Genomic DNA, 16,093 nt, shown 5'->3' with positions numbered 1-16,093 from the left:
TTTCTCTAATTATTCGTTTACAATTATATTTATGCCGATGCTAACTTCTCGAGTGCATAAGCTGCAGCCCCCAGAGGTCCGGCTTTCTGTCCAAGTGTCGAAAATTTAATTTCAGTATCCTCGCTAATATCGCGATTACTAAACGTGTAAATTGCCTGCTGAATTGGCGCCATAATAAACTGGCTTGCTTCGGCAACACGCCCGCCCAGCACAATTAGTTCGGGATTAAAAATCTGTATCAGGTAAACAATTCCTTTTCCCAGCCAGTACCCCACGTCAGAAAAAATTGAAATGGCAAACTGGTCGCCGCGGTTGGCAGCTTCAATTATTACCGAGATATCAATTTTCTCAATATCATCGTTTACAAGTTCTTTTATCAACGATGATTTCCCGCTTTCAATTCCATGCCGGGCTATCCGGGCAATTGCGGTGGCGGAAACAATGGTTTCGAGGCATCCCTGCTTGCCGCAACTGCAAAGAACACCGTTGTCGACAATGGGTAAATGGCCAAACTCGCCGGAGTAGCCCGATTTACCTGCATAAAGTTTTCCGTTTATAATAATTCCGAGCCCCAAACCCCAGTCAACCTGAAGCAGCAACGCGTTCTTTTTATCTTTTGCAAGGCCAAAATGCTGTTCTGTAAATGCCCTCAGTTTCGAATCGTGGCTGATGTAAACCGGCAATCCAAATACTTTCCGCACCTCATCCGAAAGATTTGTAATTTGCGGGAAATAAGTTTTGTTAATGTCTTGCTTTTGGTTTACAAGCCCCGGCAATTCAATACCCAGCACTAAAACTTTATCCTTTTCAATCTGAGATTCAACAAGAATCCGATCCAGATTTTCACTGATTTCTGAGAATATCCCGAAATCCGACTGCATTCTCACCGGCAGATACTGAGGTTCAATCACCTCCTGATTATTACTGTTAAAAATGGAAATTATGGTGCGGTTAATATTAATGGTAATCCCCACAACATAAAAACAATCTTCAACCAAACCGTAAATATTTGGGCGCCTTCCGCCGCTGGAGTCACCACGTCCCAAATCTCTCACCAGGCCGTCTTCAATCAGCTCAACCAACAAACTGTTAATTTTCGGAGTACTCAGCTTAATAATTCTGGACAATTCAGAATTCGACATTGACCCCAAAAAATAGAGCGTCTTCAGTATCTGCTTCTTATTTGAAACCTTCTTCTGCTCTACTCCCTGACTCTGATTCCCTGTATTTTTGAAAAGTTTTTCCATTGCCTATTTTCTACAACAAAGATTGAAATTTATTTTACTCAAAACAACATCCTTTTTAATTTTTTTAAAAAGAATACGTTATTTTTGATAAATTTAACTTTTACAAATTGATAAAAAAATATTTAATCCTGACAATTGTTGTCGATTCGTGAAAAAACCAGATATTTAAAAACCAATTAAAAACCGCTTCGAAATGCAAACAAAATTACCTTTAGCGTTCCTTCTTTTTATATCAATTTCCCTCGTTACATTTGGGCAATCCCGAAAAAGAATAAACATTCCGGACATACCCGGTTACCGTACGCTTAAATGCGATTTTCATATGCATACGGTTTTCTCTGACGGAACTGTGTGGCCTACCATCAGAATTACAGAAGCCTGGCAGGAAGGGCTCGATGCGATTGCAATTACCGATCATATCGAATACCGCCCTCATTCCAAAGACATAAATGCAGACCACAACCGTTCTTTTGATATTGCCGAGCCTCTTGCAAAAAACAAAAATATCATACTGGTTAAAGGAGCAGAAATTACCCGCAGCATGCCTCCCGGGCACCTCAATGCACTTTTTATAAGGAATGCCAATCTGCTGGAACGCGACGATGTTTTTGAAGCCATTAAAGAAGCACGCGACCAGGGAGCTTTTCTAATCTGGAACCACCCGGGATGGAAGGCGCAGCAACCGGAAAACACATTGTGGTGGGAAGAACACACCCAACTGCTTCAAAAAGATATGTTGCACGGAATTGAAGTATTCAACTACAACGAGCACTACCCCGAAGCCATTGACTGGGCACGCGACAAAAACCTGACGGTATTTGCAAACACCGACATACACGAACCAATCGGGATGGCGTATGACGTGGTTTCAGGACACCGCCCAATGACTTTGGTTTTTTCCAGAAGCCGCACCGAAGGAGGAATAAAAGAAGCACTCTTTAGCAAACGGACAGTAGCCTGGTTTAACAACACACTGGTTGGGAAAGCAAACCTGCTTGAGCCCCTGTTTTTTGCATCCATAAAAATTTCAAGTCCGGCTGTAAAAGTCAGGGTTGGAGAGACAAAAAGAATTGAAATTGAGAACCTGTCTGACGTAAATTACGAACTGGAGCTGGCTCAACCGGGAGTAGGGTTTGATGCTCCGGAAAACATTACGCTAAAGCCACATCGTATTACTTCGCTGGAAATTAGCGGCAACTCGGAACAAGTGGCAGAAATGGGCGAACTCAAAGTATTTTACAAGGTGAAAAACATGATGGTAAGTTCTACCGACAATCTCGTAGTAACGTTCGCGTTTCCAAATAAATAACCAAAAAATTGTATCCTCCTGCAATGGCAGAAAACAAAAAAGTTACAACATTAAAAGAACACGTAATAACCGGGAACAGCGAAATATCCCCCGGAGTGCATCTCATAACATTTGAACGCCCGTGGAATTTCACTCCCGGACAAGTAGTTAAAATTGCTTTGAATAACGAACATCCTCCCCGGATATACAGTTTGTGCAGTGGCAACAACGAAACCGAAGCGGCAGTGCTGTTCAACATTAAGGAAGACGGATTGCTAACGCCAAAGCTGTCAGGGTGCATCCCCGGAGAAAAAGTACTTGTTTCAGAACCCTACGGAAGTTTTCTGGGAACGAAAGATGCAGCGTGGTGGATTGCCACCGGAACCGGCATAGCGCCTTTTTATAGCATGTTTCGCTCGGGGCAAACAAAAAACAAAAAGTTAATTCACGGCGTAAGCTACCTAAACCAATTCTACTTTGAAGACGAACTGGAATGGAAGCTGGAAGAAAACTACGTCCGCTGCTGTTCGCGTGAATCTTCGTGCAACACATTTCCCGGCAGGGTAACCGATTACATTAATGGAATAGAAAAACTACCCGAGGTTAAATATTACCTGTGCGGAAAAGCAATTATGGTAGTTGAAATGCGCGATCTGCTTATTTCGAAAGGAGTTCCGTTTGAAAATATTCTCGCTGAAATTTACTTTTAAAAAGAAAAATTCAGCCCGACTGGTGTAACTAAAAAAACAAAACATTTACCCATCTGAAAACTAAAGTTGAAGTATCCATTTAAATTTACCACAATGAAAAAAACAATTTCTGCCTTTTTGGTCATTTTGCTGTTTGTTGCAGCAAATCACACTCAGGCTCAAAATCTGGATGAAGTTCTGAATAAACACTTCAAGGCAATCGGGCAGGAAAAACTGCTTGAAAAACAGACCTATTTCGTAACTGCCAAAATAGAGCAAATGGGAATGGAACTCCCCATGGAAATGAAGATGAAACGCCCCAATAAATTTAGAATGGAAATGGAAATGCAGGGGCAGAAAATGATTCAGGTTTACAACGGCGAAAAAGGCTGGATGGTTGCTCCATGGATCAGCCCCGAACCACAGGATTTATCTGGGCCGCAGTTAGACCAGGCGATGGAGCAGGCCAACATCGACGGCGAACTATACAACTACAAAGAAAAAGGCACTACCGCCTCCCTGCTGGGAAAAGTAAATGTAGACGGTTCTCCGATGTACAACATTAAACTTACCGATAAAGACGGCAACGTGAAAAACTATTTTATTGATGCCGACAACTATTTCATCCGGAAAGTAAAAGCCAAAATAAATGCCCAGGGACAAGAAGTGGAAGTAGAACAAAACATGAGCGATTACAAAGAATTTGACGGAATTTTTATGCCGACAAAAATCGAATCAAAATCGCCCATGGGCACAGCAAATATCATTTTCGGAGACATCGTTTTCGGCGAGAAATTTGACGATTCCATTTTCGAGAAGCCATAGGACAAAACGGAAAAATCCCGTCTAGAAACTGCATTTTTCAGAAAAAACAGCAGTATTAGCGAACATTATGTTTCGCTGTCCACATTATGTACACATCAAAACATTGTGTCTGATTTGAATTAAAGATACTTTAGTCACACTTTAAATCACTGCCAATGTTGTGTTCAATAAAAGCCAGATAATTTTGTTGAAAATTATCGAATACCATCCACCAATATCAATATTGGCAAAAATAATTTAAGGGTTTACAAATCTACACAAAAGCCAGTTTCTCCAAGACTGGCTTTTTTTAGCTGCAACTATTGGGTTGAATGTTTTCTTTAATTAACGTAAGTTCGATGCAAAAAACTCCCAAAAACACTAGAATAAAAACAAGGCTATAACCATACTTAGACAACTGAAATTTAAACACATAATCCACAATACCTTGTTTATGTACGGACTCTGAAATTACCAATTTTTTCTATCTGATTGACGAATTTTGCAAAGGATTTGAACAAGTTAATCAGGGATATACACTGACAGAAGTGAGTTCTGTTAAACAAAGAAAGCGTAAATTTACTATATCTGACAGTGAAGTGATTCCCATTGTTATCCTGTTTCATTTGAAGAAACACCGTTGCTTAAAACACTTTTACACCATGTACGTCCAGGAGCACATGCGATCTGATTTTCCAAAACTGTGGCATATAATCGTTTCGTGGAGTTGCAACAAAAGGCATTGATGCCGATGGCTGTGTTCCTCCAATTATGCTGTATGAGAAAATGTACCGGTATTTCTTTTATTGAAATCTCAAGAAGAGATAAATAAAAAACGATTCCTCAGAAGTGAATAGGTGAAATAGCAGGAGTGAGATTTCGATTTTATTTCAAATGAACATAATGGGTGTTGTTCATTTCTAGTGATTCTGATTGCTCTGATCGCAAGAGTGGGTTTCTTTAAGAGTGAAGGCCAAGAAGCAGTATAAGTAGTTGAATAGAAGCAAATATCGTTGTCATATATTTTTCTTTTGTTTTCTTTTATTTGTTTTTCCTACTTAATCTTATCGAATAATTAACAATCCAACTTAACAATAATGAAAACGATCCTTAATGCTTCTGTGACATTTATAATCGACTTTTGCGCCCCTTAAGATCGAGTCAATGCAAAACAATAAAGAAAAAATCTCTTGTACTCTTTTGTCTAAAGTTGATAAAACGAAATCTGATTTGAATAAGCATAAGTTTATAAAATATATGCAATCAGAAATTATGTATTTCAGAAGCTAGTATTTCAGTTTTATGCCACCAAACGTAAGTTTAAGTTCAATAAACGAAATTAGTTATCCTATAATATTTTAATTGTTACAATTTCTAGTTATGAAGGTGTTTAGTTTTTATCGAAAAAAAATGCTGTTGTACATTGTTACGACTTCAATGCTTTTTCTTTTTTCTCTGTCGTGTAAGGATGAACCGGAAAGTTCGCCCGGAAATCCGCACGATCCATCGAAACCTATTTTGGTGACCACTTTCTTTCCGACGAAAGGTGGTGCCAAAGACAAGATTTTATTAGATGGAGAGAACTTTGGCACTGATGCCAGCAATATTGAGGTGTATTTCAACTTAAAAAAAGCTGCCGTTATTTCGTCCAGCGGGAATCGTATTTATGCGATTGTTCCTCGCCTTCCGGGCGATAATCCTACAATTAAAGTGGTGGTGGGTGAAAACTCTGCTACTTACGATTCCACATTTCTTTATACGCCTCAGGCTCAGGTTACCACTGTTACAGGAAATGGCACAAGAAATTTTCTGGAGGGGACACTTGATCAGGCCCATGTATATGGAAAATATCTTGAGTTGGATGCCGAAGGCAATCTCTTTATGTCTTGGCGCGATGGAGGTTCTTGGGGAGTAGCCCGGATAAGTGAGAAGGAAAACATAGTTACTGCGTTAATTGAAGCCAAAACAACTGACGAACGTGTGTTGTATGCCAATGGCCTCACTGTAGATCGTGCTACCGGAATTCTTACGGCTTCTCACGAGTCTGTTCCTGAAGTGTTTTTCTCTTTTGATCCAAGGGAAGCATGGAATCCGCGTCAGCGTAATGCTAAATTTTCGGAGTCTGACTATTCTTCGATTGTGTGGAGTGACCGTTATGCAAACTTTATTACCTACTGTCCTTATGACAAAATGCTTTACACCCGGTTCAGGGATGGGAAAATAGCCAGAATTGATCCGGATACCTACGAAGCGAAGATTGTGCATCAAGGCCCTTACGGATCGCAATACGGGCAGGGAATAAACCCGTTAAGACCCTGGGAGCTTTATATCACATTGCATTCCAACGCCAATCCGGTTGAATTTAGGCAGGGGATAATGATGCTTGATTTGCGCGATCCGGATAGTGGATTTAAACGTCTGAATGCACCGGGCGGAAGTGGTTTTCGCGACGGGCCAGTGGAAGACGCATTATTTAATTATCCCAAAGACATAAAATTCGACAACGACGGGAACATGTTTATTGCGGACTATAATAACCATTGTATTCGCATGTTGTCTGCAGACGGTATTGTCTCTACAGTTGCTGGACAGCCAGGAACATCAGGTTACAAAGACGGCGGACCTGTAGTCTCTCTGTTTAAAAATCCCTGGGGTGTTGCAGTCAACGAATTGGGGGAAATTTATATTGCTGATTGGGGGAATGCAAGGATTCGCAAATTGGTTATCGAATAATTAATGTAAATAATATGAAGATCATTCGAATTATGTGCCTGCTGCTGTTATGCGTAACGCATATGGCTACTTTCGCACAGCAAAAAGAAGAACTCAAGATCGCTGGGAAAGTGGTCGATGAACAGGGAGTGCCACTTCCCGGTGTAACTGTTTATGTAAAGGATAGGCCCACTGCAGGGACATATACCTCTGCTGAGGGAGACTTTACAATAAATGTAATGTATGGCGACCGTTTGGTATTTTCTTTTATAGGCTATGACCCAATTGAACATGTTTCCGTGAAGTCAACCGATAATTTGAAGATACAATTTACTCAAAAGGGTGTAGCGCTAGACGAATTCGTTGTTGTAGGGCTCGGAGCCAAGGAACGTAAAATCAGTTCAGTAGGTGCCATTTCCACGATAGATGTCAAGGAGTTGCAGGTTCCAGCCCGATCTGTTGCCAATTTACTTGGAGGACGGGCTGCTGGGATTATCTCTCTGCAAACGAGTGGAGAACCGGGAAAGAACATTTCAGAATTTTGGGTTAGAGGTATTGGTACATTTGGTGCCAATAGTAGTGCTCTTGTTCTTATTGACGGGCTGGAAGGCGACCTAAATACAATCGATCCGGCAGATATCGAGAGTTTTTCTATTCTGAAAGATGCATCGGCTACAGCGGTATATGGAGTTAGAGGTGCCAATGGTGTAGTATTGGTTAATACCAAAAAAGGTCTTGTGGATAAGACACAAATTACGGTTAGGGCCAATACTACCTTATCCTTGATAAATCGCTTGCCTGATTATTTGGATGCTTACGAGTATGCAAAATTGGCCAATGAAGCCAACATTGTTCGAGGTGAGGCTCCTTTGTATAACGAAACTGAAATGGGCATTATCCGGGATGTTTTGGATCCGGATATGTATCCCAATGTAAACTGGCAGGATGAGATACTCAACAAGAGCTTTTGGTCTCACAGCGTTTATGTTAGCGGCCGGGGAGGTAGTGAAGTTGCCCGTTACTTCCTGAGTTTGGGTGCCAACAGCGAAAGAGCAGCATACAAGGTGGAAAAAAATAGTCCGTATGCTTCAAACGTTGGGTATAATACTTATAATTACAGGGTTAACCTGGATCTAGATTTGACCGAGAGCACCAGTGTTTACCTGGGATCAGATGGTTTCTTTTCTCAGTTAAACCAGCCGGGAGTTGCAAATACCGAGTATATATGGAATGCCCAGGCTCGTCTTACTCCATTAACTATCCCTACAGTATATTCAAATGGCTTGTACCCAGGAGTTGGCGCGGGTTCACAATCTTCGCCCTACGTGATGATTAACCAAACAGGACAGGCTTCTGATCAGGCATTCAAAGGGAAAGCTACCTTGGCTTTAAATCAGGATCTATCTTTTGTAACTGAAGGTTTAAAGTTCAAGATACAGGGAGCTTATGACATTCATAGCTTCTTTAATGAACGCAGGTCGATTCAGCCAGCTCTCTACGAAGCTACCGGAAGGAATTATGATGGCTCTCTCATCATGATTGAGCGAGTACAGGAAAAACAGGCCTCATACAACAAATCAACTTCACAGTATCGTAAGTATCACTTGGAGGCAGTTTTTAATTATGATAAGGTATTTAGTGAAGATCACCGTACTTCTGCGTTGATATATTATTACCTCAGCGATGCCAAAAATACAAATGATGCGACCAGTAACCTGGCGGCTATTCCTCTCCGTTATCAGGGGCTTTCCAGTCGGTTTACATATGGTTTCAGGGATACCTACCTACTGGATGTTAACTTTGGTTACACCGGCTCTGAAAACTTTCAGCCGGGAAGACAATATGGATTTTTTCCTTCCATGGCTCTGGGCTGGGTGCCAACCAATTATGAGTTTGTTAGAAATACAGCTCCATGGCTGGACTTCTTTAAGATTAGAGCTTCTTATGGAACAGTGGGTAACGACCGGATAACCAGTGTTCGTTTCCCTTATTTGACCAAAGTGAATGAGGGAACAGGATCGGTTTGGGGCGTACCAGGAATAGAAACGATAGGTGAAACCCGTATAGGTGCAGATAACCTTGCCTGGGAGAGGGCAATCAAGTCTAACTTAGGTTTTGAAGGTAAACTCTTTGACAATAAATTGGATTTTGTACTTGAATTTTTCAAAGACCAACGAAATGGTATTTTCCAACAGAGGGTTCAGGTTCCTTCTTATGTGGGAGTGACCTCTAACCCGTATGCTAATGTTGGGCGAATGAAGAGTACAGGAGCTGACGGTAATATTAGCTATACAACGGATATTACTCCCAATTTTGGCATTACGTTACGGGGTAATTTTACTTATTCCAAAAACATTGTGCAGAATTGGGAGCAGGCTTATTTGGAATATCCTTACCTGGAGTACAACGGATTTCCTTACGGTTCCATCCGGGGATATCAGGCTATCGGGCTTTTCAAGGATGAAGAGGATGTAAAATACAGTCCTAAACAGACGTTTGGCACAGTTATGCCCGGAGATATTAAGTACAAGGACATAAACGGTGATGGAATTATTAATACGATGGATAAAGTTCCGCTAACTCACAGTAATTATCCATTAACGATGTATGGTTTTGGTGGTGAGTTCCGGTACAAAAATCTAACGTTGGGGGTGCTGTTTAAAGGAACAGGAAAAACATCTTTCTTTTACGTTGGGCAGTCAACAACTGTAAGCGGAGATACGGAAGTAAACGGAATGGGATATATGCCATTCTTCCAGGGAAACCAAGGCAATGTTCTTACCCTGGCTGCCGATCCTGAGAACAGATGGATTCCGATGGACTATGCTCTGGAACATGGTATAGATCCGGCTTTAGCTGAAAACCCAAATGCCCGTTTCCCGCGTTTGCAATATGGAAATAACGCAAACAATAGTCAGTTATCAACCTTTTGGGAGGGAGATTCACGTTACCTACGGCTACAGGAAGTAACACTGAATTATCGGGTTGACTCCAATTTCTTGAAGCGGTTAGGCGTTTCTTCAATGGACGTACAGCTTGTGGGAACCAATCTTTATACATGGGATAAAGTGAAAATCTTTGACCCGGAACAAGCGGTCTGGAATGGTCGAAAATATCCTATTCCTCAGACCTATGCGGTACAAGTCTATTTTAACTTATAGCAATACACTAATTTTAAAAAGATGAAATCATTTTTAATTATAAAAAGAATAACCATAGCGTCTGTTGTAGGCTTGATCTGTGTGATGGCGACATCATGTCAAGATTACCTGAATATCGACGACTATTTTGACGATGAATTCAACATTGATTCAGCATTTGTCAATGCACGGTATATTGAAGCGTACATGTGGGGAGCTGCCGACATGTTCTCTGACGAAGCACAAACCGTCAGATTTGGATATACGCCGGGGCCTATGGCTGCTGATGAAGCATTTAACGGATTAACCGGAGGTGGTTCAAGCAACGTATATTATGGAATGGATTTCGCTACCGGACGGATTACTCCTGATTTTTATGGCGATTCCTCTCCCAATCTAAATCAATGGGGGAAATATTATAAGATCATTCGTAAAATGAACAATGTGATACAAAATCTTGACGTCCCCAAAGATTTTACAACTACCGACAGGCTTCGTATTGAAGGTTATACACGGTTCATTCGTGCCTATGCTTACTACAATTTATTAGTAGATTATGGTCCGCCAATTATCTTGGGAGATGAAGTTGTTAATACTAATGAATCCCTTGAATATTACGATCGTCCGAGAGCAACGTACGATGAAGCAATGGAGTATGTTTGCGGGGAATTTGAGAAAGCCGCAGAATTAATGCCAAAAGAAGTAGGTATTCTGGATTTTGGACGCCCCACAAAAGGTGCTGCCTATGCGTTGATTGCCCGGTTAAGATTGATCCATGCCAGCCCATTGTTTAATGGTGGTTCTGCAGCCAGTTCATATTTTGGTAGTTGGAAACGTTCCTCTGACGATTCACCTTATGTGTCTCAACAGTATGACGAAAGCAGATGGGCGCTGGCAGCCGCTGCCGCAAAACGAGTCATGGATCTTGGTTTGTATCAACTATATACAGTGAAAGCCGACGAGAGTACGCCGACTCTTCCTGAAGGTGTAATTTCTGATCCTGACTTCTATGGGGTTTATCCAAATGGTGCAGCAGGAATTGATGCTTTCAGGTCCTATTCAGATATATTTACAGGCGAAGCGGTGGCAGCCATTAACAAAGAATTGATATGGGGAAGAAATACATCATACCTCAATGATTATATCAATAAAGGATCTTTCCCTCCATCTCTTGGTGGTTGGGGACGTTTTTGTGTGACTCAGAAAGTAGTTGATGCCTATCTAATGGCAGATGGACGTACCAAAGAAGAAGCGCGCGGCGATACCTATTTTGAAACAGTTGCTGACCTTCCGGCAGGCGGTACCTTCGATGATTTGTTTACAGAGCAGCCCAAAACTTTCTCAGGCTATCCCATGAATGCTGGTGTGTTTAAAATGTACGACAATCGCGAAATGCGGTTTTATGCATCTGTTGGATTCAACGAAGCCATTTGGCAGGCATTGTCGAGTACTACTGTTAATATGCATACTGCCAAATATTATTACCAGGATGTAGATGGTAGGGGTGGTGTTTCAGCAACTTCACCTGACTATCCGATAACTGGCTATGTGATCAAAAAGTTTGATCATGCTTATGATGCGTTTAGTGGTACAGGGGCCCGTCGCATTCCGAAAGCATATCCAATTATCCGGTATGCAGAAATTTTGTTGTCATATGCAGAGGCACTTAATAACCTCACTGGTAGTCAAACTGTTCAGTTAGGCGATCAGCAATACACAGTCAGCAGAGATATTGACGAGATCAAAAATTCTTTTAATCTCGTGCGTTACCGTGCCGGATTGCCCGGTTTATCAGCCAATCAGCTGAACAACCCGGCTGATGTACAACAAGCCATCGAACGTGAGCGCATGGTTGAGTTTTTATATGAGAACAGACGTTTTTACGATGTACGCCGCTGGGGTATTTATGAAGAGTCTGAACGCGAACCTATCCGTGGTATGAATCCGGATGGAGCAGATCGGGAAAGTTACTACAGACGTACTATCCCAGCAACTTCATCTTATCTTACCCGTGTAGTTGATAAGAAGTTTGTTTGGGTGCCGATTCCTCGTGCTGAGTTGCGCCGGTTGCCATCTCTGGATCAGAACCCGGGTTACAATTAAGATCATGTTGAACAAGTAGGAAAAACAATACAAATGAAACGAAGATTTTTAGTAATAATGGCCTTACTGGGAACGCTGGTATCTTGTAATGACGATGCGATCTTTGAAAAGGAAATGTATAAAAACGAAGTAGCTTTGATTAGCAGCGACTATCATAATACTTTTCAGGAAATAGCAAAATTAACTGACGAAAAGGAAGTTATTGGCTACATAGCTGCTTCTGTTGGTGGAACAGATGCTCCAACAAAAGATATGGTTATTGAGTTGCAAGAAGATCCCGAACCGTTAGGATTATACAACTATTCGCTTTATGATGCAGATTCGACATTATATGCCAGACCATTGCCAAGAGATAAATATGAGATTGTAGAATACAAAATTACGGTTAAAGCGGGCGAGCGTTCGGGTAAGACAATGATACGATTGTATCCGGATGGATTATCTCCGGATTCAACCTATTTCCTTAGTTTAATGGCTACTGATATCTCAGGAGTGGAACTAAATCCCGACAAGAGTACAATCCTTTATCAGGTTTTGCTAGAAAACGAATATGCATCTCAGGCAAAAAATTCTTTTTATACCATGACCGGAATGGTTGATGGAATGGTGACTGCTGCGAACAAAGAACTTTTCCCTCTGTCGTACAATAGTGTGCGGATGATCGCTGGGAATGAAACTTTTGTCTCTGCTGTGGATAAGATCAAAGAGTCTTCCATTATTTTGGAAGTAGCAGAAGACAATAGTGTTACGATCAAACCTTATGGTTCGATTCAGGTGGTTCAGTTGGATGGTGATGACAGATATCCAAATGAGTTTATAGTCGAAGATTATTATGGACAGAAAACCAATGTATTTCTATTATCATATGAATATACAATTGATGATGTAACCAAGGTTATGAAGGAACGTATAGAAATGCAGGTAAGGGATTAATGTTATTGCTGATTACATTAATTTCTCTTTAGTACATTTGAAAAATCCACCTGTCCCCTTCAGAAATTTTAAGGTAAAAACAGGTGGATTTTTCTTCTTTCACCCTTTAGGGAAAGGTTAATAAGAAGAAAAATCGTATTTCACTATAACCTAATGAAGTAAACTAAATAAAAAGTTTAATCTCAATAATTCCCCGCAGCTTTGCCTTTCTAACAAACTTATTGTCAGAGTTAATTGTCTATTCGTTTCTGGATAAAAAGCCAAAACTTAATTTGGGTAAAATTATTGATGAAAAGCAAATATATACATTTGCTTAGGTCGAACTCACGTTAGATTAAAAATAACTAAACACCGTCCTCTTCGCAACAAACTTCTATACTTTTCTTTTGTAATTCCACAAAAAAACTTTCCTACTCGCGTGGCGTCAGCCGAACTACTTTTCCCGGATTATTGAGCACCACATAAATAGCGCCGTCCGGTCCTGTGGAAACATCCCGAACTCTGCCGGCACCTTTAAAAATAACCTGCTCGTGCACTACACGATCTTCTTCAACCTGCAGCAAACGCACTTCTTCATATTTTAGAGCGCCAACAAGCAACCGGTTTTTCCACTTCCCAAATAAATCACCGGTATAAAAATCGAGGCCGCAAACGGCAATGGAAGGTTTCCAGTACAAAACCGGCTGTTCCATTCCGGGCAAATGCGTAAGTTCAGTAATAATCGTTCCGTTGTAATTTCTGCCATAGGTAATTGTTTCCCAGCCATAATTTTTACCTGATTCAATCCGGTTCAATTCGTCGCCTCCCATCGGGCCATGTTCGGTGGTCCATAATTCTCCGGTTTCCGGATGAATGGCCATTCCCTGGATGTTCCTATTTCCCAGACTAAAAAGCGATTTCATGGCAGTTTCATCGTACAAAAACGGGTTGTCGCCGGGCACAGCGCCATCTTTAAAAATGCGGTGAACCTTTCCGTTGGGCAGCGTAAAATCCTGCGCCTGATAACCAGCGCCACGGTCGCCAACAGCAAAAAACAGGTGCCCCCATGGGTCGAAAACAATTCGGCAACCATAATGATGCCGCGTTGCCTGGTATGTTTCAGCAGGAGCCTCAAATAACACCTGCTCTTTTACCCAGGTATTATTCTCTATTTTTCCGCGCACAACGCGTGTCATTGCAGGCGGCCTGCTCTCTTTACTATTTTCAAGCGCATGACTGTATGCCAGGTAAATCCATCCGTTTTGTTCAAAGTCGGGATCCACGGCAACGTCCATTAATCCTCCCTGCCCTTCGTGCAATACCTTTGGCGTATTTTTTACCGGTTCGCTCTGAAGCACTCCGTTTTTCACCATTCTCAGCCTGCCCGGCCTTTCGGTAATCAAAGCAGTATTTCCATCCAGAAAATCAATTGCCCAGGGAATCTCCAGATTATCTGCAAAAGTTTCCACTTCCAGAAAATAATCCATGGTTTCAACCATTTGCGGCGTTGAAGGTTTTACCACTCCCTTATTCCGTTCAGTTTCCCGAATGTACTGAACAACCGCCCGAATGTCGTCATCTGACATGGTTCGCTCGTATGAAGGCATTCCCAAATGCGGGATTCCGTGTTTTATGTTCCTCCGGATGTAACCATCCTCGGCACCAAACTGCCACACTCCATCCACAAGACTTGATGCCATTCCGCCATTCAACTCAGCGCCGTGGCATTGTGCACAATACTGTTGATACAACGCCGGAGCATCGGGCTGTGCGCAAAGATTAAAGTTGAAAGCAAAAAAAACAATCAGTGGATAGAAACTGATTTTTATACTTTTACCTGAAGAGTTCATAGACAAATGATTTTTATACTGATTTTATATATAAAAACCAAAGGCTCAAAAAGTTTAACGCAGCATGGGGTTTTAATAAAAACCGCAACTATTTTAACGTTTGAAGGATGCTTTCCCACAAAAGACCGGCAGTTTTATCCCAGCTAAAGTTCATTTTTTGTTGATACCCTTTTTGAATCAGCTCATTTCGCATAGCGGAATCGCTTGCCATTTTGTGCATGGCTTCTGCAATTTGCTCCGTATTTTCGGGGTCTGCGTACAAAACGGCATCTCCCCCCACTTCGGGCATCGATGTGGTGTTGGAACATATTACCGGCACACCGGCATTCATCGCTTCCAGAATCGGAATTCCAAACCCTTCGAAAAATGGAACAAACACAAGGGAAAGCGCAGAACCGAATATCCGGGAAAGCTCCTCTGAAGAAACCCTTCCGGTAAAAATCACCTCATCTTTAAACTGCATATTTTTCCAGGTGGAAGTAATTGTTCCGGTTTTGTGCATCTGCCCGCCAACAATCAGCAGCTTTTCTGTACCTCCCAATTCCTGTTTAAACCGGTCAAAAGCTTTCAGCAGGCCTTCTACATTTTTGCGCGGGTGCAACGCTCCCACAAACAAAAAGAACGGAAAACCCTGAGTATATTTTCCCCTCATTTCTTTTTGCACCTTCTCTGCAACCGGAGTAAAATTGTCGTTACAGCCATCGTACACCACATCAATTTTAGAGTTGTCAATTTTGTATGTGGTGGCAATGTCTTTTTTCGAATATGCTGACACCGTTGCAATTCGTGCGGCCTTCCGGGCAAACTTCGGGAAAAAATAATTGTAATAAAATGCCTGCACCCGGGGCAAATCCTGCGGGCGGTGCGCAAAATTTATATCGTGGATTACAGCCAGTTGAGGAACGGAGGTGTTTAAAGAGAGGTATCCGTCGGGCGACAAAAAAAGATCGGCTTTGTATTTTTTCAGTACGCGGGGAATCTGAAATTCAAACCAAAGGTAAAAAAGCACCGGATGCCGCGCCGGTGGGCCAATTACTACCGGCGTTACATTTTTCGAAAAAATAAACTCATCGGAATACGGCCGGTCAAAAACAAAAATAAACTGATGCTCAGGATGGTTGGCAGTAATTCGCTTCAGGCTCTGAAAGGTGAACCATCCGATTCCTTCAAGCCTTCCTTTCAAAAGTAAACGGGTATTAACAACGATGACCATGCTGTGTTTATTCAATTTTGGGTAAATGTACAAAGCCTTATAAATATTTTTTACTTTTATCCTCTCAAAATATACAATAAACATTATTAGAACAGGCTTTGAAACATAAATTTGTTACCAACCTTATATTATTGA

The 16,093-nt window shown here is 41.5% G+C and carries 10 protein-coding genes and 1 pseudogene; 8 read left to right on the top strand and 3 right to left on the bottom strand.

Annotated features, from left to right (window positions below; translation table 11 throughout):
* Positions 1 to 29 precede the first annotated feature (29 nt).
* Complete coding sequence (locus tag BUB08_RS18395) at positions 30 to 1,247, bottom strand: ROK family transcriptional regulator (RefSeq protein ID WP_073003387.1); 1,218 nt, start codon at positions 1,245 to 1,247, stop codon at positions 30 to 32.
* Positions 1,248 to 1,440: 193 nt separating this feature from the next.
* Here BUB08_RS18395 and BUB08_RS18390 point away from each other — a divergent pair, with 193 nt between their 5' ends.
* The 8 genes and pseudogenes from BUB08_RS18390 to BUB08_RS18360 all read left to right on the top strand — a co-directional run bounded on the left by BUB08_RS18390 (position 1,441) and on the right by BUB08_RS18360 (position 12,916).
* Positions 1,441 to 2,556, top strand: coding sequence for an Sb-PDE family phosphodiesterase (locus BUB08_RS18390; protein ID WP_073003386.1), 1,116 nt, complete (start codon positions 1,441 to 1,443; stop codon positions 2,554 to 2,556).
* A 23-nt stretch (positions 2,557 to 2,579) separates the two neighbouring features.
* Entirely contained in the window at positions 2,580 to 3,245 is a 666-nt protein-coding gene (locus BUB08_RS18385; RefSeq protein WP_073003385.1) for a ferredoxin--NADP reductase, read from the top strand.
* 93 nt (positions 3,246 to 3,338) lie between these two features.
* A complete protein-coding gene (locus tag BUB08_RS18380; RefSeq protein WP_139249795.1) occupies positions 3,339 to 4,049 on the top strand; it encodes an outer membrane lipoprotein-sorting protein in 711 nt (236 codons plus the stop codon).
* Positions 4,050 to 4,471: 422 nt separating this feature from the next.
* Positions 4,472 to 4,839 (top strand): annotated as a pseudogene (locus BUB08_RS20810) (IS982 family transposase); the annotation flags it as partial.
* A gap of 569 nt (positions 4,840 to 5,408) precedes the next feature.
* On the top strand, positions 5,409 to 6,761 hold the full coding sequence (locus BUB08_RS18375) for an IPT/TIG domain-containing protein (RefSeq protein WP_217651659.1): 1,353 nt from the start codon (positions 5,409 to 5,411) through the stop codon (positions 6,759 to 6,761).
* A gap of 14 nt (positions 6,762 to 6,775) precedes the next feature.
* Positions 6,776 to 9,901, top strand: a complete 3,126-nt coding sequence (locus tag BUB08_RS18370; protein WP_073003383.1) for a SusC/RagA family TonB-linked outer membrane protein — start codon at positions 6,776 to 6,778, stop codon at positions 9,899 to 9,901.
* Between the two features lie 84 nt (positions 9,902 to 9,985).
* The gene (locus tag BUB08_RS18365; RefSeq protein WP_217651658.1) at positions 9,986 to 11,983 is read left to right on the top strand and encodes a RagB/SusD family nutrient uptake outer membrane protein; all 1,998 of its coding nucleotides are present in this window, start codon (positions 9,986 to 9,988) and stop codon (positions 11,981 to 11,983) included.
* A gap of 33 nt (positions 11,984 to 12,016) precedes the next feature.
* On the top strand, positions 12,017 to 12,916 hold the full coding sequence (locus tag BUB08_RS18360; protein ID WP_073003381.1) for a BT_3044 domain-containing protein: 900 nt from the start codon (positions 12,017 to 12,019) through the stop codon (positions 12,914 to 12,916).
* Between the two features lie 410 nt (positions 12,917 to 13,326).
* Here the strand turns inward: BUB08_RS18360 and BUB08_RS18355 are convergent, their stop codons facing one another.
* Complete coding sequence (locus BUB08_RS18355) at positions 13,327 to 14,745, bottom strand: PQQ-dependent sugar dehydrogenase (RefSeq protein ID WP_073003380.1); 1,419 nt, start codon at positions 14,743 to 14,745, stop codon at positions 13,327 to 13,329.
* A gap of 88 nt (positions 14,746 to 14,833) precedes the next feature.
* Positions 14,834 to 15,958, bottom strand: a complete 1,125-nt coding sequence (locus BUB08_RS18350; RefSeq protein WP_073003414.1) for a glycosyltransferase family 4 protein — start codon at positions 15,956 to 15,958, stop codon at positions 14,834 to 14,836.
* Positions 15,959 to 16,093 lie beyond the last annotated feature (135 nt).

The sequence above is a fragment of the Mariniphaga anaerophila genome, from assembly GCF_900129025.1.
Lineage (GTDB): Bacteria > Bacteroidota > Bacteroidia > Bacteroidales > Prolixibacteraceae > Mariniphaga > Mariniphaga anaerophila.
This window is presented reverse-complemented; position numbering and strand designations above follow the sequence as displayed.

What these genes read in the sequence shown, in the direction of transcription:
- BUB08_RS18365 (WP_217651658.1), top strand. Translation starts at nt 9,986, where the DNA reads ATGGCGACATCATGTCAAGATTACCTGAATATCGACGACTATTTTGAC.
- BUB08_RS18390 (WP_073003386.1), top strand. Translation starts at nt 1,441, where the DNA reads ATGCAAACAAAATTACCTTTAGCGTTCCTTCTTTTTATATCAATTTCC.
- BUB08_RS18375 (WP_217651659.1), top strand. Translation starts at nt 5,409, where the DNA reads ATGAAGGTGTTTAGTTTTTATCGAAAAAAAATGCTGTTGTACATTGTT.
- BUB08_RS18355 (WP_073003380.1), bottom strand. Translation starts at nt 14,745, where the DNA reads ATGAACTCTTCAGGTAAAAGTATAAAAATCAGTTTCTATCCACTGATT.
- BUB08_RS18360 (WP_073003381.1), top strand. Translation starts at nt 12,017, where the DNA reads ATGAAACGAAGATTTTTAGTAATAATGGCCTTACTGGGAACGCTGGTA.
- BUB08_RS18380 (WP_139249795.1), top strand. Translation starts at nt 3,339, where the DNA reads ATGAAAAAAACAATTTCTGCCTTTTTGGTCATTTTGCTGTTTGTTGCA.
- BUB08_RS18395 (WP_073003387.1), bottom strand. Translation starts at nt 1,247, where the DNA reads ATGGAAAAACTTTTCAAAAATACAGGGAATCAGAGTCAGGGAGTAGAG.
- BUB08_RS18350 (WP_073003414.1), bottom strand. Translation starts at nt 15,958, where the DNA reads ATGGTCATCGTTGTTAATACCCGTTTACTTTTGAAAGGAAGGCTTGAA.
- BUB08_RS18385 (WP_073003385.1), top strand. Translation starts at nt 2,580, where the DNA reads ATGGCAGAAAACAAAAAAGTTACAACATTAAAAGAACACGTAATAACC.
- BUB08_RS18370 (WP_073003383.1), top strand. Translation starts at nt 6,776, where the DNA reads ATGAAGATCATTCGAATTATGTGCCTGCTGCTGTTATGCGTAACGCAT.